The organism is uncultured Methanobrevibacter sp. (assembly GCF_937881195.1).
GTDB lineage: Archaea > Methanobacteriota > Methanobacteria > Methanobacteriales > Methanobacteriaceae > Methanobinarius.
Genome location: NZ_CALGFC010000007.1, coordinates 57,387 through 80,002, shown reverse-complemented (window position 1 = coordinate 80,002; position 22,616 = coordinate 57,387). Strand labels below are relative to the sequence as shown.

General features: G+C 25.3%; 18 protein-coding genes. 13 read left to right on the top strand and 5 right to left on the bottom strand.

Annotated elements, in window-relative coordinates; translation table 11 throughout:
* The first annotated feature begins 27 nt into the window (after positions 1-27).
* Both Q0087_RS01100 and Q0087_RS01095 read left to right on the top strand, forming a co-directional pair.
* Positions 28-756 (top strand): PD-(D/E)XK nuclease family protein, encoded by a 729-nt coding sequence (locus tag Q0087_RS01100; RefSeq protein WP_297897504.1) that lies wholly within the window; start codon positions 28-30, stop codon positions 754-756.
* A gap of 636 nt (positions 757-1,392) precedes the next feature.
* Complete coding sequence (locus Q0087_RS01095) at positions 1,393-2,682, top strand: DEAD/DEAH box helicase (protein ID WP_297897501.1); 1,290 nt, start codon at positions 1,393-1,395, stop codon at positions 2,680-2,682.
* A gap of 459 nt (positions 2,683-3,141) precedes the next feature.
* Here the strand turns inward: Q0087_RS01095 and Q0087_RS01090 are convergent, their stop codons facing one another.
* From Q0087_RS01090 to purC, 5 genes are all read right to left on the bottom strand, one after another.
* A complete protein-coding gene (locus Q0087_RS01090; protein WP_297897499.1) occupies positions 3,142-3,921 on the bottom strand; it encodes a uroporphyrinogen-III synthase in 780 nt (259 codons plus the stop codon).
* Positions 3,922-4,012: 91 nt separating this feature from the next.
* Positions 4,013-4,738 carry a uroporphyrinogen-III C-methyltransferase gene (gene cobA / locus Q0087_RS01085; protein WP_297897495.1) on the bottom strand — a complete coding sequence of 242 codons (726 nt, stop codon included), beginning with the start codon at positions 4,736-4,738 and terminating at the stop codon, positions 4,013-4,015.
* Between the two features lie 124 nt (positions 4,739-4,862).
* Positions 4,863-5,516, bottom strand: a complete 654-nt coding sequence (gene purQ / locus Q0087_RS01080) for a phosphoribosylformylglycinamidine synthase subunit PurQ (protein WP_297897493.1) — start codon at positions 5,514-5,516, stop codon at positions 4,863-4,865.
* Between the two features lie 16 nt (positions 5,517-5,532).
* A complete protein-coding gene (purS, locus tag Q0087_RS01075) occupies positions 5,533-5,778 on the bottom strand; it encodes a phosphoribosylformylglycinamidine synthase subunit PurS (protein WP_297897489.1) in 246 nt (81 codons plus the stop codon).
* A 79-nt stretch (positions 5,779-5,857) separates the two neighbouring features.
* Positions 5,858-6,601, bottom strand: coding sequence for a phosphoribosylaminoimidazolesuccinocarboxamide synthase (gene purC / locus Q0087_RS01070; protein WP_297897486.1), 744 nt, complete (start codon positions 6,599-6,601; stop codon positions 5,858-5,860).
* 986 nt (positions 6,602-7,587) lie between these two features.
* On the opposite strand from purC, the gene glmS reads away from it, so the two are divergent.
* The 11 genes from glmS (at position 7,588) to tgtA (ending at position 22,615) form a co-directional block, all read left to right on the top strand.
* Positions 7,588-9,369 (top strand): glutamine--fructose-6-phosphate transaminase (isomerizing), encoded by a 1,782-nt coding sequence (gene glmS / locus Q0087_RS01065; protein ID WP_297897521.1) that lies wholly within the window; start codon positions 7,588-7,590, stop codon positions 9,367-9,369.
* Positions 9,370-9,696: 327 nt separating this feature from the next.
* Entirely contained in the window at positions 9,697-10,704 is a 1,008-nt protein-coding gene (locus Q0087_RS01060) for a sugar phosphate nucleotidyltransferase (RefSeq protein ID WP_297897483.1), read from the top strand.
* A gap of 86 nt (positions 10,705-10,790) precedes the next feature.
* On the top strand, positions 10,791-11,732 hold the full coding sequence (locus Q0087_RS01055; RefSeq protein ID WP_297897480.1) for a UDP-glucuronic acid decarboxylase family protein: 942 nt from the start codon (positions 10,791-10,793) through the stop codon (positions 11,730-11,732).
* Positions 11,719-12,735: a glycosyltransferase family 2 protein gene (locus Q0087_RS01050; RefSeq protein ID WP_297897478.1), complete on the top strand. Its 1,017-nt coding sequence runs from the start codon at positions 11,719-11,721 to the stop codon at positions 12,733-12,735. Before Q0087_RS01055 ends, Q0087_RS01050 begins: the two co-directional genes overlap by 14 nt.
* Before the next feature lie 92 nt (positions 12,736-12,827).
* The gene (locus Q0087_RS01045; protein WP_297897475.1) at positions 12,828-13,826 is read left to right on the top strand and encodes a glycosyltransferase; all 999 of its coding nucleotides are present in this window, start codon (positions 12,828-12,830) and stop codon (positions 13,824-13,826) included.
* Between the two features lie 29 nt (positions 13,827-13,855).
* Positions 13,856-14,974 (top strand): glycosyltransferase family 4 protein, encoded by a 1,119-nt coding sequence (locus tag Q0087_RS01040; RefSeq protein WP_297897472.1) that lies wholly within the window; start codon positions 13,856-13,858, stop codon positions 14,972-14,974.
* Between the two features lie 114 nt (positions 14,975-15,088).
* On the top strand, positions 15,089-16,159 hold the full coding sequence (gene gmd, locus Q0087_RS01035; protein WP_297897469.1) for a GDP-mannose 4,6-dehydratase: 1,071 nt from the start codon (positions 15,089-15,091) through the stop codon (positions 16,157-16,159).
* A 21-nt stretch (positions 16,160-16,180) separates the two neighbouring features.
* Positions 16,181-17,137 carry a GDP-L-fucose synthase gene (locus tag Q0087_RS01030; protein WP_297897466.1) on the top strand — a complete coding sequence of 319 codons (957 nt, stop codon included), beginning with the start codon at positions 16,181-16,183 and terminating at the stop codon, positions 17,135-17,137.
* Positions 17,138-17,320: 183 nt separating this feature from the next.
* Positions 17,321-18,490, top strand: coding sequence for a DegT/DnrJ/EryC1/StrS aminotransferase family protein (locus Q0087_RS01025; protein ID WP_297897462.1), 1,170 nt, complete (start codon positions 17,321-17,323; stop codon positions 18,488-18,490).
* Positions 18,491-18,719: 229 nt separating this feature from the next.
* The gene (locus Q0087_RS01020; RefSeq protein ID WP_297897459.1) at positions 18,720-19,994 is read left to right on the top strand and encodes an MnmC family methyltransferase; all 1,275 of its coding nucleotides are present in this window, start codon (positions 18,720-18,722) and stop codon (positions 19,992-19,994) included.
* Positions 19,995-20,626: 632 nt separating this feature from the next.
* The gene (gene tgtA / locus Q0087_RS01015) at positions 20,627-22,615 is read left to right on the top strand and encodes a tRNA guanosine(15) transglycosylase TgtA (RefSeq protein ID WP_297897519.1); all 1,989 of its coding nucleotides are present in this window, start codon (positions 20,627-20,629) and stop codon (positions 22,613-22,615) included.
* The last annotated feature ends 1 nt before the right edge of the window (position 22,616 follow it).

The window sequence follows — 22,616 nt, the reverse complement described above, 5'->3', positions numbered from 1 at the left end:
CATTATAACTATTATATGTGAATTTTCATGAAAAATAAGTTAATAAATAATCCAAATATTAGATATGATGCTGAAAATCATCCTAAAATTAAAGGCATTCAAATTATTAATGGTAGAAATAATTTTCCTATTAGTTGGTTAAATCAACAAGGTTATTGTGAGTATAGCTTATATCTTCAATATTTTAAAGGGATTGAAACAGCACCAACTACTGCAATGACCTTAGGAACAAAAGAACATCAAAAACTTGAAAATAAATTTAAAGAAGATGCAGTTCCAACAACTTTTGATGAGGTTTTAAAGACTTCCATGAAGGAAGCAGCTATTTCCAGAGAGTTTTTTGTTGTTGCACCAGAATATGGGATTAGGGGATTTATCGATGAGATATGGATGACTCCTGATGAATTTGTTATTATTGATGATAAACCTGGAAAAATACCTTATCCTTCAACTATTAATCAAGTTTTAGCCTATTCTTTAGCTTTTAAGTCTATGATTAACGAATCTCCAGTAAATAGTCAAACAACATTATTCTCACAAAAAAATGATAAAAGAAAAATAAAAGCAGCTTTACGTGAGCGAGGCACAAATAACATTTTTTGGATTGAAGAATTTGATGAAAATAATGAGAAAAAAATTAAATTTTTAATAAATCGTATGCATGGACTTTTTGAAGGATCAAAACCATTTTTACCTACAAAAAACCCTAATAAATGTAATAAATGTAGATTTCAAAGTTATTGTGAGCATTTTTAATAATATTACTATTTTTATAAAATTTTGCCTTTAATCTTTATATTTTTATTTAATAATTATTTTTTATTTTTATATTTTCATAAATCTTTTTTTTGTTGATTTTTACAAATTTAATAATAGTATTTAAATACGATTAATAACATAATAACTAATGTTAGAATTAATAGAATAAATCATTAATCTTATATTCAATTTAATAATATTATTTTAAGTATTTTTTCTATTTTTAATAAAACGATGAATTTTATTAACATTTATTAATAAAAAATTTGTATTAATTATTAATATAATAAATAATGTTTATCATTATTATTTAACATTGGATTAGTATTTTAATTATAAATTAGCGGTTTAATTGGTTGTAATTAATGTTTTAGTTATGCTCTAAGATTTTGGTTATAATCGGATATCTAATTTTAAATCAAAGTCTAATTTGAATTAACTTTTAATTATGAGTTAATTTCTTATTATTTATATTAATTAATTTCTAATCATTTCTATTAGTTAATTTCTAATTAGTTTCTAATTATTTTTGTTAATTAATTTTTAATTAGTCATTTTAATTATATTATTGATTATTTTTAGTAAATTTTACTAATCCTATTTTTATTTATTTAAATTTGTAAGGAAGATTTTATGGAACAAACATCATTTTATAATTTTGATATATCAAATGAAATTAAGAAAGCAATAAAAGATATGGGTTTTGAAGAACCAACACCAATTCAAGGTTTAACAATACCTGAAGCTCTAGAAGGTAAAGATATTATTGGACAAGCACAAACTGGAACTGGTAAAACAGTTGCATTTGGAATACCTGTTTTAGAGAAAATTTTTGTTGAAGATAAAGCCCCACAAGCTATTATTATATGTCCTACACGTGAACTTAGTTTACAAGTAGCTAAAGAATTGGGAAAATTATCTTCTTTTATGAAAAAGTTACATGTACTTCCAGTATATGGGGGTCAACCTATTGGAAGACAAATTAGGGCTCTTAAAAAAGGAGTTCATATTATCATTGGGACTCCTGGTCGTATAATTGATCATATTGAAAGAGGAACTTTGGATTTATCTGGAATAGAAACAGTTGTTTTAGATGAAGCTGATGAAATGCTTGATATGGGATTCAGAGATGATATTGAAAAAATATTAAGAAAAACTCCTAAGAATAGGCAAACTTTGCTTTTTTCAGCTACAATGCCAAAAGCTATTAAGAAATTAACTCATCATTATCAAAAAAATCCTAAACATTTAAGAGTAGCTCAGCACTTGATAACTGCTCCTGAAATTGAACAAATATATTTTGAAGCAAGGGAAAAGATTAAACTTGAATTATTCTCTCGATTAATGGATATATATGATTTAAACTTAGTTTTAGTATTTTGTAATACTAAAAGGAGAGTTGATCGTCTTGTAAGGGATTTAAAAAGCCGTGGTTACGATGTTGATGGTATCCATGGAGATATGAGACAGGCTCAAAGAGATAAAGTAATGAACAAATTCAGAAAAGGAAAAATCGAGATATTAGTTGCTACTGATGTTGCTGCAAGAGGTATTGATGTTCCTGATGTTGAAGCTGTTTTTAATTATGATGTACCTAATGATAATGAGTATTATGTACATAGGATTGGAAGAACTGGACGAGCTGGAAAAACTGGTTATGCATTTACATTTGTAGCAGGAAAAGAGATATATAAACTCAGAGATATTCAAAAATATACAAAATCAAAAATAAAACAACAGAAAGTCCCTTCATTGGATGATATTAAAAATATTAAAGATAATTTAGTCTTAGATAAAGTTAAAAAATCCATAGAAGATAATAACTTGAATAATGAAATTCATCAGGTAGAATCTTTGATTGAAATAGGATATAATTCAATAGATATTGCAGCTGCTTTGATGAAAATGTTTAAAGATGAATAGGAATATTATTTAATTTTCCTAAATTATTTTTGTATATCTATAATTTTCATCTTTATTTCCTTTTTTTATTTACTATTTTTTATTTTTCTTGTTTTTAATGCTAAATTTATTAATTATTTTTTTATTTCTTTTATATTTATTTTCAATCTTTAATTTTATTATTTTAAACTATTTTATTCACTATTTTTTATATTATAATTAAAAAAAATAAAAAAATAATTTAAAAAATTAATATAATAAGTAGTAAAATTAAAAATAATATAAAATGAGAAATTATATAATTAAAATCGTAAAATTAAAGATATATAATTAAAAATATAAAACTAAAAGATATAAAAATAAAGTATTATAGATAAATATATAAAAATCAAATTTATAAATTAATTTTTCATGAATAGAAGCTAAAAAAAAGTTAATAATATATAAATTATTAACTAATCATAATAAAAAGCTAATTTTTTATATATTTTCAAACAATAATTCCATCATGTCTTGAACTGTATATTTATTTGGATATATTGATTTCACTTTAAATTTTTTAAGAGTTTTATCTGTAATAGGTCCAATAGCTACAGTTAAAATACTATTTGATAATTTATTAACTAATTCTGGAATTTGTTCATCACTCGCTATTTTAAAAAGGTTTTCTGCAGTTAATGGACTTGTAAATGTAATTGCATCAATTTCAGAGCTTAGTATTTTACTAATTAAAACTTCAATTCGCACTGTATCAAGGGGAATAATTGATTCATAACTTTCAGCGAGTATGACATCAGCACCCATTTTTTCTAACCCTTCTGGAAGGGTATCTCTAGCACTCAATGTTCTTGGAAGTCCAATAAGACTATTATTAATGTTAATCTCTTTGAATGATTCAAGAAGTCCTTCTGCGGTATATTCATCAGGAACAAGATCTGTGCCTAAACCATATTCATTTGCCATTTCTTGTGTTTTATGTCCTATAGTAGCAATTTGACAGTTTTCATTAATCAACTCTCCAAAATTAGGATAAAATTTGAAAATTGACTCTATGGATGTTGGAGAAGTAAATATCAACCAGTCTAAATCATCAGCTAATTCAATTAGTGATTTAAGAGATTCTGTATTGGTCAATTTCAATTCCAATGTTGGAGCTATAAATGGTGTTGCTCCATATGATTCTACAATTGATACAGCTTCATCTACTCTATTAAAAGGTCTTGTGATAGCTACTATTGTTTCTTTTTCACATTTTTTCATATTTACATCTCCTTTATTGAATCTATTGGAAATAAAATTGATTATTGTATTTTTAATATCATTATTCTAAATATTTATCTGGTTCTAAATATTAATTATTATCTTTAAAACTTTTTATTTCTTTAAAAACATCTATAACATTTCCAACAATTAATATTGCAGGAGTATTAATATCTTTTTTAGCTATATTTTCCAATGTTCCAAAAATAATTTTTTCATTAGGAAGTGTACCATTTTCAATAACGCATGCCGGTGTTTCAGGACTTCTATATTTCATCATTTCGGCAGTATTTTCTTGTATTTTTCCTATTCCCATTAAAACAATTATTGTATCTGCAGTATAATCCCATTTAACTTGTTTTTTATCTTTTGTAGGATCTTCATGTCCAGTAACAACTGTAAATGATGTAGCTACTCCTCTATGAGTAACTGGAAGACCAACTGTTGTTGGCGCTCCTATAGCTGAGGTTACACCAGGAATAACTTCAAAAGGGATTTCCTCTTTTATAAGTTCTAATATTTCTTCTCCACCTCTTCCAAATACAAAAGGGTCGCCTCCTTTGAGTCGGACAATGGTTTTATTTGATTCATTCTTTGCTTCATTAATAATAATTTTATTAATTTCTTCTTGAGATTTATAATGTTCTCCTGCTTTTTTACCTACATAGATCAATTTTGCATTAGGAGCATGTTGTAAAATATCTTCATTAGCTAATCTGTCGTATATAACAACATTTGCTCTTTTTAGTGCTTTTATAGCTTTAAGTGTAATAAGTTCGGGATCTCCAGGACCAGCTCCAACCAGATAAACAGTCATATATTCACCTTAATATTTAAATTTTTATTTAAATTTCAATATTTAATTTTTTATTTAAATTTCAATATTTAATTTTTTTTAAATTTGAATTATTTATATAAATTTCTATCTATTTGATTAATATTTATAAATTTTTCAAAATCCCTTTAAAAAAATTTAAACCATCTACTGAACCTAAAATTTCTTCTGATGCTCTTTCTGGATGGGGCATAACTGCACAAACAAGTCCTGATTCATCACAAACACCAGTGATACCTTCAAGAGAACCATTTGGATTTTTATTAGAAAACTGAAGAACTATTTGGTCTTGACTTTTCAATAAATCAATATCTTCAACAAAGTATCTACCTTCAGCATGAGCAACTGGCATTTTAATTATGTCATCTTTTTTGAAATTACTTGTAAATGGAGTTCTGTTTGTTGATACTTTCAAATCAACCCATTCACAATTAAATTTTGGATCTTCATTTACAGTAAAAATTCCTGGAACTAAACCGATTTCAGCTAGAATTTGAGCACCATTACATATTCCAAGCACAGGTTTTTCTTCTTTTACAAGAGATTTTATTCCTTCCACTACTGGAGTAATCGATGCTATTGCTCCTGCACGCAAGTAATCTCCATAAGAAAATCCTCCAGGTATAACTACTGCATCTAAATAGCTAAGATCTTCTTTGTTCCACCATACATATTCTCCTTCTCCACCAGCTAATTCGATTGCATGATAGACATCTCGATCACAATTAGATCCGGGAAACCTTATTACTCCTATTTTCATCTCTTTTTACTCCCCATTAACTATTTACAGTTATTTCATAATCATGAATTACCGGATTACAAAGCAATCTTTGACACATGTCATCAACTTCTTCTAGAACTTTTTCTTCATTTTCTTCTTCAATTTGGAAAGTAATAATATCTATGGTATCAGTATTTTTAACTTTATATCCAAGTAAGTCCAGTGCTCTTTCTATTGTTGAACCTTCTGGATTTAACATTCCTTTTTTTAATGAGATTTTAACTTCAACATCAAACATCATTTTATCACATTTAATATGGTATTTTTGATTATTTTTAAATATTTTTAGAATTATTAATTTATTTAATTAAACTTCTCATTTAGAAAGAAACTCCCCATTTAGCAAGGTCTTCTTTATTAACTATCATGTTACATACTTGTTCATAAATATCCATAACATTATCTTGACCTTTTCTAAAAGAATCTTTATCTAAAGTTTCTAGGGTATCAATATCCCAATATCTACATGTATCAGGACTAATTTCATCTCCTAAAACAATATTTCCTTTTTCATCTTTTCCAAATTCAAGTTTAAAATCAACTAATAAAATTCCTTTTTCTTTTAAAAATTCACTTAATATTTTGTTTATTTTAAGAGTAATATTTTTTATTTCATCTAGCTCTTCTTGAGTAGCTATTCCTAAGCTAATAGTTATTTCATCATTTAACATAGGATCATGATATTCATCATTTTTGAAATCCATTTGGATAATAGGGGGATCTAATTTTTGATTTTCTTCAAATGGAAATCTTTTAAGTAAACTTCCAGTAGCTATATTTCTAGCTATAACTTCAAGAGGGATCATATCTAACTTTTTAGATAGCATTGATCCATTTTCGATTAATTTAATATACTGTGTTTTTATATTATTGGATTCTAATACTTCAAAAAGTTTTGAAGAAATTAATGAGTTGCAGTGCCCTTTGCCTTTTAAATTATCCTTTTTTTCACCATCTCCTGCGGTGATATCGTCTCTAAAAGCAACAATAACTTCATCATCTTTTTCAGTTTCATAAACATCTTTAGCTTTTCCAGCATAAATTAAATTTTTAGTTTCGCTCATATAAGACACCAAAATAAGTTTAATTACAGATTTTAAAACATTGCAGTTTTTAATTATTATTTAATACAATTGATATTCAGGTTATTTTAATTATAATTGATCTATAGAAGTATATTAAATATTTTAAGTATTCAATATATTTTTAGATTATTCAATATAAATAAATATTTTAATGATACAATTAATATATTTTTGATATATATTTTTATATTATATATCTTATAAGATTAAATTTTATATCACATATTTTATCAAGATTAATTTCATATTACATATTTTATAAAATTAAAATTTTATATTAATTAAATTTTATATTATATATTTTATCAAGATTAATTTCATATTAAATATTTTATAAAATTAATCTCATTTTTATAATCAATATTAACTTTTTTTCATGATTATTATCATTATTTCACATATTTTATATTAAATCTTAATATAATTTGGATAATCTAGTGTTAAGTATATATATCTAATTTTACTTATACATTACTAGTTCTAATATTATGTATATCTCTTTATTAAATATGTTTTACATGATTAATAACTTTAATTGAAAACTGATTTTTAATTATTTTAAAAATGAGATAATAAATTTAATTTTTTGATAAATTATAATAATAAAGATAAATATTAATAATAGATAATACAAATATTTAATTAATATTAATTAATATTAATTAATATTAAACACTATTAATCAATATTAAGTAAAGATAATTTAGAGAACAAATTTATACATTTTACTAAATATTAACAAATATTTAATTCAATATCAAATTCAAACATTAATTCAATATAATGTAATTCAATAGTTTATATTAAATAAAATTTATATCAATAAATATTTAAATTTAACAAATATTTAATTAATTATTTACAGATTATACAATTTGATTAATAATAGTTATATTAATATATTTAAAATTAATAGATTTACAATTAATAGATTTGCAATTAATAGATTTACAATGGGTAAGATTATGTGTGGGATTGTTGGATGTGTATTAACTAATAGAAAAGCAGCTCCAATTCTTTTAGAATGCATTAGCAAGCTTGAATATCGAGGGTATGATTCTGTAGGAATTTCTACAGTTGATGAAAATGGTATTCACTTAAAAAAAGGTTCAGGTAAAATTAAAGAGGTGGATGACAAAATTGATCTTGGAGAACTTCCTGGGTCTACAGGAATAGCTCATGTTAGGTGGGCAACTCATGGAATACCTAGCAAAGAAAATTCACATCCTCATATCAGCAATGAAGGAAATATTTCTGTTGTACATAATGGAATAATTGAAAATTTTGGTGAAATTAGGGAATCACTTGAATCTGAGGGCTATATATTCCATTCTCAAACAGATACAGAAGTCATCCCTATTTTAATTGAAAAATATATGGATAAAGGGTTTAACTTAGAAGATGCCTTGAAAAAAACTCTTAAGATTATAAAAGGATCATATGCTATAGGGGCAATCTCTAAAAATAATCCTAATGAAATAGTAGCTGCGAGAAAAGACAGTCCATTGATTATTGGTGTTGGAGATAAAGATTATTTCATTGCTTCTGATGCACCAGCTATATTAAATTATACAAAAAATGTTATATATGTTGATAATGGGGAAATAGCTATACTCAATCATGATGGAGTAATTGTTAAAGATTCTAAAGATAATATTGTTGATAAAAAGATCAATCTTATTGAATGGGATGCAGAAATGGCTCAAAAAGAAGGTTATGATTATTTCATGCTAAAAGAGATCCATGAACAAGATTCTGCTATTAAAGATACACTTTCTGAAAGAGATAATATTAATGAAATAATAACTGAAATAGGAAATATAAGTAGAATATGTTTTGTTGCTTGTGGTACTTCTTATCATGCTTCTTTAACAGGTAAGTATTTAATTGAATCAATGGCAGGAATTCCCACCGATGTTATTCTTGCTTCAGAGTTTAAATATTCTGCTAATACTTTAAATAAAGATACTCTTGTTATATTTATTAGTCAATCTGGAGAAACTGCAGATACACTTAAAGCTTTGAAAGTAGCTAAAAAAACATCTAAAACACTTGCTATTGTGAATGTTTTAGGAAGTTCAGCTACTCGTGAAGCTGATTTTGTTATATATACTAGAGCAGGTCCTGAGATTGGGGTAGCTGCGACAAAAACTTATATTAGTCAATTAATATGTATATACATGTTTGCCGCGATTTTAGCAAATAATAAAAAACTATTGGATAGTCTTGATGAAGTTCCAGAATATATTTCTGAAATTTTAGCTAAAGAGGGAGAAATAAGTGAAATTGCATCTAAATATATTAATGTAAATGATTTCTTTTTCATTGGAAGAGGTTTATCTTATCCAACAGCATTAGAAGGAGCTCTCAAACTAAAAGAAATAACATATATTCATGGTGAGGGATATGCTGCAGGAGAGCTGAAACATGGTCCATTAGCCTTAATTGATGATAATGTCCCAGTTGTTGTTATAGTGCCTCCCGGAGATAATTATGATAAAACAATAAGTAATTTAGAGGAAGTAAAAGCTAGAGGTGCTAATGTAATTGCTATTGGATCTTGTGCTGATGAATTTATAAAAACAGAAGTTACAGACTCTTTTTGTATTGATGAGAATGTAAATGAGATTATTGCACCACTTATTTATGTTGTTCCATTACAATTATTGTCATATTATATTAGTGTAAAAAGAGGATTAGATCCAGATAAACCTAAAAATTTAGCTAAATGTGTTACTGTTGAATAAAATTATTTTTAATCTTTTTATAATTTATTTTATTATTTAATATTTTTAATAATAAATATTTTTAATAGTTAATAAATTAATATTATATTATAATATGAATGAATATTTGCTTTGTAAAATGAATTAATTATAATTAATTATTCTAAAAATTTAATTCTATATAAATTTGTTTATTTTAAAATTTATTATTTAATTATATTTTTGTTATTTTTTTATAAATTAACCAATTTTTCAGTTTTATTTATATAATACTTTAAATAATAATATAATATAAAAATTACATATATAATAAACAATTACATATATAATAAACATTGAGGAACTAAAATGTCAGAAACTGCCGGGATGATCCTCTGCGGAGGATTTGGAAAACGACTTAGACCTATAACAGAAAAAATTCCAAAACCACTCGTTGAAATTAAAGATGATTACACTATTTTAGATAAACAATTATTTGATTTTAAAAATGCTGGTGTTGAGGATGTTTACCTTTTAACAGGATTTTTAAATGAAAAAATAAAAGAAAGATTTAGTGATCAATATAAAGGGGTAAATATTCATTATGTCATAGAAGATGAACCCCTTGGAACACTAAATGCAATTCGTCTAGGTATGGATGCAATTGCTAACGATTATAAACAATGTATCATTCGTAATGGTGATGTTGTTGCTGATTTAAACCTTAAAAAAATGATTGAACAAGGTGAAAAATCAGACTATCCATTTAATATTTTTATAACACAGATGCAATCTCCTTATGGTATTGTTGAAACTAGTGGTGATAGATTAGTTTCATTTAAAGAAAAACCTCTTCTTGATTATTATATAAATGGTGGTGTTTATTTTTCTAAAGGGGGAATTGATTTTGGAGATTTTAAAACAGGAGATATAGAAAAAACACTATTTCCCTTAATGGCTAAAGAAAATAAAATTGGGTATTACAAAGAAGATGGTTTGTTTTGGATGGCCATAGATACATCTAAAGAGCTTGAAACAGTCAGACAGGAATATGAAAGTAGAACTGATAAACCATGGGGATATGAAAAAGTTTTAATTTATACTGAAAAATATTTGACTAAAGAACTTTTCATCAAGGAAGGCTTTCAAACTAGTTTCCATTATCATGAGAAAAAGGATGAAACAATGTATATACTTTCTGGAGCCGGTTATATAGATTTCAATGATAGAAAAGAATACTTTGGTAAAAATGATACAATAAGAATTGAGCCTGATATTAAACATTCTATTGTAGCTACTGAAAACACAATACTTCATGAAGTTTCAACACCTTTCTTAGATGATACTGTAAGAGTAAAGGATTTTTACACTCGATAGTTGTATATTTTCTAGAAAATTAATTTTAAAATAATTTTGATTATTTATATATTATTTACTATATATTATTTATTCGAGGAATTTATATGAAAAAAATTCTTGTTACTGGTGGTGCTGGTTTTGTTGGTTCTCATTTATGTAAAAAATTATTAAATGAAGGTAATGAGGTAATATGTTTAGATAACTATTTCACTGGCCAAAAAAGAAATATTATATCTTTATTAGATAACCCTTATTTTGAGTTAGTACGTCATGATGTGACATTTCCTTATTATGTTGAGGTGGATGAGATTTATAATTTAGCATGCCCTGCATCTCCTATTCATTACCAATATGATCCTATTAGCACTGTTAAAACTTCAGTTAGTGGGGCTATTAATATGTTAGGTCTTGCTAAACGGATTAATGCTCGTATTTTACAGGCTTCAACTTCAGAAGTTTATGGTGATCCTACTATTCATCCTCAAAGTGAAGAGTATTGGGGGAACGTAAATCCTATTGGGGTAAGATCTTGCTATGATGAAGGTAAAAGGTGTGCTGAAACATTATTCATGGATTATTATCATCAAAATAATGTAGATATTAAGATTGTGAGGATATTTAATACTTATGGTCCTAATATGGCTAAAAATGATGGTCGGGTTGTTTCAAATTTTATTATTCAAGCTTTGAAAGATGAAGACTTGACGGTTCATGGTGATGGATCTCAAACTCGTAGCTTTCAATATATTGATGATTTAATTCAAGGATTATTGCTTATGATGGATACTAAAGATTTCACAGGTCCTGTAAATATAGGTAATCCTAATGAATTTACTATTTTGGAACTAGCAGAAAAAATCATTGATTTAACAGACTCTAAATCAAATATAGTCCATCTTCCTTCTCAAAAAGATGATCCAAAACAACGTTGTCCAGATATAAGTTTAGCTGAAGAAAAATTAGGATGGAAACCAAAAATTGAACTAAAAAATGGCCTAAAAAATACTATTGAATATTTTAAAAGTATTATGGGTGATTCTAATTAATTACATTAATGTTTCAAAACCAATAATAAGTGTCATTATTCCATGTTATAATGGAGAAGATTCAATTAATAAAACAATTAAATCGGTTATAAATCAATCAATAGGTTTTGAGAATTTAGAAATTATTATTATTGATGATTGTTCTAATGATAATACAAAAGCAATCATTACTGAATATTCCAAAAATTATGAAAATATAATTGGAATTTTTTTAGATAAGAATAATGGCTCACCAGGAATTCCTCGAAATATGGGTATTGAAAATGCTAAAGGCGAATATCTAATGTTTTTAGATTCTGATGATGTTTTTAGGAATGATATTTGTAAACATCTTTATGATGTGGCAATTTTGGAAGATGTTGATTGTGTAGGATGTAGATATTCTATTAATAATAAAATAAATAAAAATTTTTTAGATAATTATGGTGATGAAATAAAATTAAATTCAATTGATGAATTTCCAGAAGTTATGTATACTCCAGCGAATTTAACTATATGGAATAAAATCTATAAAAAATCATTTATAAAATCAAATAATATAAAATTTATTAAAACTTGGAATGAAGACTTATATTTTTCTATTAATGTTTTTCTTAAGGCAGACGGTTTGGTTTTATTAAACAATTATATTGGAATTGATTATTTTTTAGATTTATCTAAAATAAGAAGTTCATCTCCCAGTATGAGCCAAGTTATGGGGTCTTTATATGGTTTAAATAAAAGTTTAGATATTATTTTAAAAGAAAATCCTGACTATATTAATGCTTTATGTGAACCTTTAGTTCATTGGATACTCTTTTTTTCAAAAAGTGACATGACAAAATATGAAAAAGAAATAATTTATCATAAATCAAAAAATTTGTTTAATATTTATAATTTTAGAACAAGATTAGTTAATATAAATTTAGCTAAAAACATTTTTATAAATATTTTTGTTAAGCTATTTTCATCTAACTTCGAAATAGCTAATGTTTTTTTAAATGCAATGAATTTATTTAGGTGATTATAATTATTTTTAAAATTTTTAATTTCTTTTAAAATTATAATTTTGATATAATTTTATTATATTATTAGATTATATTGTGTGGTTTTAGTATGGATATAACATTAATTTCCCGTTCATTTCAGTCCCATAAGCAAGGAATGGGTAGTTATTCGAGAGTACTTTATGAAAGTATTAAGGATCAAAAAGAATTTAATATTAAGATGATATCTCAAGATGATAGTATCATTCAAAATGATAATGCTTTAGACTATTTGTTTTTTTCAATAATTGAGTTAAAATTTAAAATAAAAAAAGCAGGTGTTTATCATGCTTTATCTCCAATAGAAAGTATTTATTTAGATCCTGATAGGTCAGTTGTTACAATTCATGATTTAATACCTATTAAAATGCCAAAATTAATTTCTAATGGGATTCAAGCAAAACTTCTCAAATTATTTTTTGATAAATCCATGAAAAAAGCTATTAAATGTAAAAAAATTATTGCTGTTTCTGATGAAACTGCTAGAGATGTGCAAAATTATTATAATATTAATATTGATGATATTAAAGTTATAAGACAAGCTATAAAAAGTGGCTTTTTCCCAAAAAATATTGAAAATGAGATATTTACTGTTGGGACTATTTCTCATTTAAACAATAGAAAAAGGGTAAATATTCTCATTGAATCTTTTTTAAAAGCAGATATTAAAAATTCAATGCTTTTGATTGGAGGAAAGGGCCCTGAACTTGAAAACTTGAAAAAAATTTCTGAAGGAGATTCTAGAATAAAATTTTTAGGATTTATATCGGATGATAAAATGAATGATTTTTATAATTCTTTAGATGTTTTTGTTTTCCCAACAATCATGGAAGGATATGGTTTACCAATTGTTGAAGCCATGGCTTGTGAAAAACCGGTTATAACTTTAGATGATGCGTTTATTCCTGATGATGTCAAAAAAAGGACTCATATCTCAAATAATTTGGCTTATGATTTGAAGAATAGGAATTTTAAATGTGATATTAAATCTAATTTGAAATTTGCAAAAGAACATTCTTTGGAAAATATGAATAAAGAGTTATTAAAGATTTATAGAGATATAAGTTGATATTTGATTGAAATTATTGGAGCTAAAAAATGGACATAGGTATTGTACACCCAAACTTAATATATCCTCGAGGTGCTGAAAAACAGGTTTCTAAACTTTCTTATTATCTAGAAAAGATGGGAAATGATGTTACAGTATATACTTTTGAAAAAAGTGACCCTTATTACTTCGATAATGAGTTAAAAAATGTTGAAATAGTTTCATTAGGTAAAAAATGGATAACTAATTCAAAATTAGGTTTAGATATTCCTAGATGGTATTTATTATCTAAAAAACTTTCTAAAGAACTCAAAAATCATGATATTCTAAATTATCATAATTCTCCTGCTCAATGGGTTTCTAATTTTACAGAAATGAAGGGGATATGGACTTGTAATGAACCTCCTTTTTATCATAGAGTTAATAATATTGAAAAATATCTTCTTAAACCAGTTATTAAATTTGATCGATATATGTCAAAAAATATTGATTTGATTCTCTCTTTAGATTCTAAAGTTACTTTGGATATTAGAGATAGATATCCAAAGAAAGAAGTTAATATTATTGGATCTAGTGTTGATTTAGATAAAAAAATTACTCACATTAATAATGAGTTTGTTGATATTTTATCAGTAGGGCCAATTTCTTATCAGAGACACCATCTAGATATTGTAAAATCTATCTCTTTGATTAAAGATAGGAAAAAATTTAAGTTACATTTTGTTGGTGAGGTTTTATCCGAAAAATTATTGGATGAAATTTTATATATCTGTAAAGAAAAACAGATAGAAATTTGTCTTTATGGTTATGTAACTGATGAAAAGCTACATGAATTGTATAATATTGCAGATTTATCAATATTTGTTCCCGAATATCAACCTTGGGGCATTTTTCCTTTAGAATCCATGTTAGGTGGAATCCCAACTATCATATCAAGTAGCTGTGGAATAATAGAAATCTTTGATAAGGAAACAATATTTGATTTTATTGTAGAAACTGGGGATATCAATTCATTGTATAATAAGATACAAGATATTATTGAAAATAAGGAATATTATTCAAAAAAAACGAATAAAATTTCTGAATTTATTAGAAATAACTATTCTTGGGAGGAATATTCTAAAAGAGTATATAATGAATTTTCTAAATTTTTGGAAAAAGGCAATTGAATTTTTTTATAGTAAAAGTTCATTTTAAAATTTAAAAATCTTTATTAAGAAATATTAATCTTAAACTATTAATAAATAGTATAAAAATAATTTATCAGTTCAAGGAGGATATACATGAAAAAAAAAGCTTTAATTACAGGGATCACTGGTCAAGATGGGTCATATCTAGCAGAATCATTATTAGATAAGAATTACGAAGTGCATGGTCTTGTAAGACGTAGTTCTTCATTTAATACTTCAAGGATTGATCATTTATATATGGATGACTTAATTGAGGATATGCATAATAAAAAAAGCATTACTTTGCATTATGGGGATATGACTGATTCTTCAAGTATTGCTTCTTTAATATCTAAAATTAAACCTGATGAAATTTATAATTTAGCTGCACAGTCTCATGTAAAAGTTTCTTTTGAAACTCCTGAATATACTGCTAATGCTGATGCAATTGGAACACTTAGAATATTAGAATGTGTAAGATTGTTGGGATTAGAGGATTATACAAAAATTTATCAGGCATCAACTTCAGAATTATTTGGATTAGTTCAAGAAGTTCCCCAAACAGAAAAAACACCTTTTTATCCTAGAAGCCCTTATGGTGTGGCTAAATTATATGCATTTTGGATTAGTAAAAATTATAGGGAAGCATATGATATGTTTATTTCAAATGGAATTTTATTTAATCATGAAAGTCCAAGGAGAGGTGAAAATTTTGTTACTAGAAAAATAACTCTTTCTGCAGCTAGGATTAAAGAAGGGATACAAAAAAAGTTATATCTTGGCAATCTAAATGCAAAAAGGGATTGGGGTCATGCTAAAGATTATGTTGAATGTATGTGGTTAATACTTCAATCAAAAAAACCTGATGATTTTGTTATTGGAACTGGTGAGATGCATTCTGTTAGAGAATTTACAACATTAGCAATGAAAGAAATGGGATTTGATATTGAATGGACAGGTATGGGTCTTGATGAGAAAGGTATTGATGTTAACACTGGTAATGTTATTGTTGAAGTTGATCCTAAATATTTTAGGCCTTCTGAAGTTGATCAATTATGTGCAGATCCATCAAAAGCTAAAAATAAATTGGGCTGGGAAAACACAATAACTTTTGAAGAACTTGTTAAAGAAATGGTGAAATCAGATTTAGAAAAAATAAAGTCTGAACAAAAAAATAATATTTAAAAAAATAATATTAACGATATTATGAATAAGAAAGATAAAATATATGTGGCTGGGCATAATGGATTAGTAGGGTCTGCAATACTCCGTAAATTAATTAATAATGGGTATTCTAATATAATAACAAGAAATAGACATGATTTAAATTTGCTTAATGAAAATGAGGTAAATAATTTTTTAAAAAAAGAGACACCCGACGTTATTTTTCTTGCAGCTGCTAGAGTTGGTGGTATTGGGGCTAATATAGAAAATCCTTCATCATTCTTAATAGACAATATTACTATTCAAAATAATGTAATAAAAAATGCATATAAAAATAATGTTAAAAATCTTTTGTTTATCGCTAGCTCTTCTATTTATCCTTTAAATTCAAAACAACCCCTTAAAGAAGAATATTTATTAACTGGGAAATTAGAATCCGCAAATGAAGGTTATGCTTTAGCTAAAATTATTGGCTTAAAACTTTGTGAGTATTATAATAAACAGTATGGTTTAAATTATGTTACAATTGTACCTCCAAATATATATGGAATTAATTCCAAGTTTAAATCTGAAAATAGTAATGTTATAATATCCCTTATGAAAAAAATGCATGAGGCTAAATTATATAATTATCCAAAAGTAACTGTATGGGGTAGTGGAAGACAGAGAAGAGAATTTATTTATTCTGATGATGTTGCAGATGCTGCTTTATATGTAATGAAAAATTATTGTGGTTATTTTATAAATACTGGAAATAATATTGATTATTCTATAACTGAGATTGCAGAGATTATAAAAGAAATTGTTGGATATAAAGGAAAACTTTATTTTGACAAATCGAAGCCAGATGGTAGGATGAAACGACTTTTAGATAGTGAAAATTCGAGAAAAATTGGATGGAATCCTAAAATATCTCTAAAATATGGATTAGAGCTGACTTATGAGTGGTTTAAAAGACAGTATGCTTCTTTTGAGAAACCTATTGATTTAGATGAGTAAAAAAATTATTAAAAACAAATTTTATAATAAAATGCATATATATTTATAAATTTGTTGTGATTTAATGTAATCATTAAAAATAGATTATATAATTATTTTTCTAATATTAAATAAGTATGATTAGATCAAATGGTTTAATTATTAAATAAATTATTAATGAATTGATTAAATAAGGTTAAAAATATGATAAATTACCCTTTAGCAACTGATACTTGGGATAAAAAAGAAATTAATGCTATAAATCGTGTTATATTAAGTAATAAGTTTACAATAGGTCCAGAAGTAGAAAAATTTGAGCAAGAATTTTCATCATATTTTGGCACAAAGTATGGTATAATGGTTAATTCGGGGTCTTCAGCTAATTTAATTGCAATTTCATCATTAATACTTTCAGAAGATTATGATCTCAATTTTGGGGATGAAGTAATTGTTCCTGCAGTTTCATGGGCAACTACATATACTGTTTTACATCAATGTGGATTGAAGTTGCGTTTTGTGGATATTGACATTGATACTTTGAATATTGATTTAGATAAACTTGAAAAAGCTATCAATCATAAAACCAAAGCTGTTTTTGCTGTTAATTTATTAGGAAATCCTAATGATTTTAATAGATTAAAAAAAATATGCATTAAAAATGAATTAATTTTGATTGAAGACAATTGTGAATCTATGGGTGCAAAGTATAATAAACAATTTACTGGGACCTTTGGGGCTGTTGGAACTTTTAGCACATTCTTTTCACATCACATGAATACCATGGAGGGAGGTATGGTTTTAACTAATGATAGTAATTTAAGAGATATTATGATTTCAATAAGATCTCATGGGTGGACAAGGAATATAAATGAAAAGAGTAAACTTTTTGTTAAAAAAGAAAAGTTCTATGAAATGTTTAATTTTATTTTACCTGGTTATAATTTAAGACCTATAGAAATAGAAGCTGCTGTTGGCAGAGAACAACTTAAAAAACTTAGTAATTTTATTTATAATAGGGAAAGAAATGGAGAATATTTTTTAGAATTATTTTCAAACCAAAAAAAAATAAAAATACAAAAAAATATTGGAAAAAATAGCTATTTTGGGTTTTCAATGATTTTTGAAAATAAAGAAGTTAGGGATACTGTTGTGGAACTGTTTTCTGCTGAAAATATAGAATGTAGGCCTATTGTTGCAGGAAATTTCGCAAAAAATAGTGTAATTAAGTATTTTGATTATACTATTTATGGAAACTTAAAAAATTCTGATATTGTACATGATTGTGGACTTTTTATCGGGAATCATCACTTTGATTCTACTAAAAAAATTAAAGAGATTTATAATTACTTAGAAAACCGTTTAGGATTAGTATAATATTTTATTATTTTACAAATATTTATATTATCTTTTTTTTTTAAATTTATATTTTTTCTATTTATCATATTTAAATAAAAAATTTAAAAATAATTTATATTAGTTTTAGTAGTATTTTATTCTCAATAAATATAATAGTTCAAAAATTTATTAATTATCGATTTTTAATTGATAATGTTATATTTATTTTTTGCAATATATTTTATATTATGATGTAATATATTTTATTATGGATAAGTTTATAGATTCTAAAAAATTAAATTCAATTGAAAATTTTTATACTATTCTAAATAGTTATTTTTCAAAGGAAAAAAAAACTAATGATAATATTTATAGACATAAACTTTCAAAAATTTTTCATGATTATATAATTCAAACTGATGATGGATCATACACATTAAATTCTCCAGATTTTGATGGTAAAATTGAAACTATGCATAATTCTAATGGAGCTATCACAGAATCATTTGAAAAATTTGTTAAGCCTTTTAAAAATAATTATATGCAAAATAATCTTATTAAAAATGAAGACGATTTTTATTATAAAAAGAATATATCTGTCTTAGATATTTGTAGTGGGATAGGTTATAACTCCTCTGCTACTATAGAAGAGTTTTTAAATCATAGTGACGATAATTCATCAATTTCTCTAGATATGCTTGAAATTTCTATTGAAACTTTAGCTATGGGCCTTTTAATTCCATCTCCAATTAAAAGTCATGATATTATCAAAAAAGCAATTGAATCTAAACTTATTGAAGAAGATTTTGCAAGTTTAGAAATTGAGAAAATTAAAATCCCTGACAATGTTAATATCAAAATCTTTTGTGAGGATGCTCGAAATTCTTTAAAAAAACTTGGTGATAATAAATATGATGTTATTTTTTTAGACCCTTATTCTCCAGCTATGGCTCCTGAATTATGCACTGTTGAATTTTTTGAGGAATTAAAAAGAGTTATTAAAAATAATGGGATTATATCTACATATACTCTTGCTGCAGGGGTTCGTTTCGCTTTTGTTGAAGCTGGATTTTATATTGGGGAGGGACCTATTTTTGGCAGGAAATCTGGCGGAACTATAGCATCTCTTGATATTAATAATATTACTAAAAATGTTCCACTTCTAGATGAAAGAACAATAGCTCTATCTGATGCTGGTATCCCATTTAGGGATAAAAATTTAGATTTGACTAGTGAAGAAATTTTGAAAAACAGAGCAGAAGAAAGATCTTTAGCTAGACATAACTATAAAATTTCTTCTGCTGTACAAACTCCAATATTTATTGGGGAAGATATTTCAGACGAAAAACTAAAAAGAAGAGTTATTAGAAATTTTAATAAGATTAATATTTCTGATTTAAAATCTAAGGAGTCTTTTTATATTATTGAACATCAAAAATTCTATAATAATGGTCCTAATGATGAATTTAATTCAAAAGATAGAATTATTGAGATGAATAAGAGACTTTTAGATATTGTAAATAATAAAAATTTATCTAATTAACATTTATTCATCTAATTAATATTTATTTACTTAATCAATATTTATTCATCTAATTAATATTTATTTACTTAATCAATATTTATTTGATCTAAAAAATTATTTTCATAATATTATTCACTTGGCTATATTTTCATATAAAAATATTTATTTTTATAAATATTTATTTTATATAATAAATATTCTATTTTATAAGTGATTTTTAATGTTTTAACCTATTTTTAATATTTTAACTAATTATTACAAGTTTAGTTTAGCAATGTTTATATGTTCTATTATAAATATCATTCTTTAACAAGTAATTATCATTCTTTATATTTTAAAATATTATAAGATATTATAAGATATTATAAATATTTTTTATATTTTTTTATAAAAATTTTTCATTAAATATTTATATTATTATAACTATTTTTTAATAGTAAACTAAATTGTATTAATATTATTTTATACGGTTATATTAAAATATAAATTAAATTTAGAATATAACGTAGTTAATAAATAGGGATATAAATATTGACTTAAAATAAAAGATTTAATGATAATAATTATATAATTGGCTTTATAATTGACTTTAAAATAATAAATTTAGATAAGAGAGTATAAATAAATTATAAAAATTTGGAGGAATTATTATATTTGAAATTAAATATAAGGATAATAGGGGTAGGGTAGGTTTACTTAAAACAAAACATGGAAACGTTAAAACTCCTGCTTTAATGCCTGTTATTCATCCAAAAAAACAAAAAATTGATGTTAAAAAGTTTGATACGGAAATTGTAATTACAAATGCTTATTTGGTTTATAAAGATTCAGAATTAAAGGAAAAAGCTCTTAATGAAGGTATTCATAATTTAATTAATTTTAATGGTCCTGTTATGACTGATTCTGGTTCATTCCAACTTTCAGTTTATGGGGATATTGATATAAGTAATAAAGAGGTTATAGAGTTTCAAGAATCAATTAAAACAGATATAGGGACTTCTCTTGATATTCCAACCGCACCCTATGAAACATTAGAAAAAGCTGAAGAGGATTTAAAAATAACACTTGAAAGAGCTAAAGAAGCTGTTGAGTATAAAGAAGAAAAAAATATGGAAATGCTTTTAAATTCTGTTGTTCAAGGTTCAACTTATCCGGAACTTCGTTCTTATTGTGCTGATGAACTTTCAAAGTTAAATGCTGATTTATATCCTATTGGGGCAGTTGTTCCTTTAATGGAAAATTACAAATATAAAGATCTTGTAGATGTAGTAATGTCTTCTGTGTCTCATCTTCCAGATTCTGTTCCTCGTCATCTTATGGGGGCTGGTCATCCTATGCTTTTTGCATTAGCTGTAGCTATGGGGTGCGATTTATTTGATTCTGCAGCTTATATTTTATATGCTGAGGATGATAGATTCTTAACAACAAGAGGGACTTATAAACTTGAAAATCTACAGGAAATGCCTTGTTCATGTGAAGTTTGTAGTAATTATACGCCTGATGACCTTAGAAATATGGATAAAGAAGAAAGAACAAACTTGATTGCTGAACATAATTTAAGTGTTAGTTTTGCTGAATTAAGAGTTGTAAGACAAGCTATTATTGATGGGGACTTAATGGAGTTAGTTGAAGAAAGATGTAGGGTTCATCCATTGTTATTGGATGCATGTCGTCAGCTTGATAAATATACTGAAGATTTAGAACTTTATGATCCTCGAATTAAAAAGTCTGCATTTTTTTACACTGGTCCTGAATCTTTAAAAAGATCTGAAGTTCTTAGACATTTAAAAAAGCTTCATAATATGGATAAAAAAAGAGATTTAGTTATTTTGCCTAAATCTAGAAAACCATACTCAAAATATATTAAAAAATCTGATTTTGGTGATTTTTATAGTTATGGTAGTGAAAGAGATTTAGATTTAGAAAATACTGATTTCATGGTTTTAGATGTTCCTTTTTGTCTTATCCCTCTTGATATAGACGAAGTATATCCTTTATCTCAAAATGAATCTCCTAAAATAAATGATATTGATTCTATAGAATTTTTAGAAAATTTTATCTCTGAATTTATTGAATATTATGATCAAACATTAATTAGTTCTAAAGTAATAGACTTTTTAGGTATTTGTCTTTATAATATACATCCTGATTCTGATAATGTGAAATTTATTAAAGATGATATAAGAAAAATCAAGGCAATAGCAGATTATCAATTTGGCAATGGTGTAGGAGAATTTCTTTTTTCAGGAAATATTAAAATTGAAAAAAGTAAAAAAACTGGAAAAATTAGACATATTTATGATAATAAAGTATTAATTGCTAATATGAGGGCTTCTGATTCTTATTTTGTTTTGGCAAAAGAAGGTGCTAAAAGGCTCCATAGTTTCAAAACATTTCCTGAAAATCGTGTAATTGTAAATAAAGATTCTGAACCTTTTGCCCTTGAAGGTAAAAGTGTCTTTTCCAAATTTGTGATTGATTGTGATGTTAATATTAGGTCTAAAGATGAAGTTTTAATAGTTAATGAAAATGATGATTTATTAGCTTTTGGCAAATCTTTACTAAATCATAATGAAATTATGGATTTTAATACTGGTCAAGCTATAAAAACAAGAAAAGGGTTTAAAAAAATTGATTAAT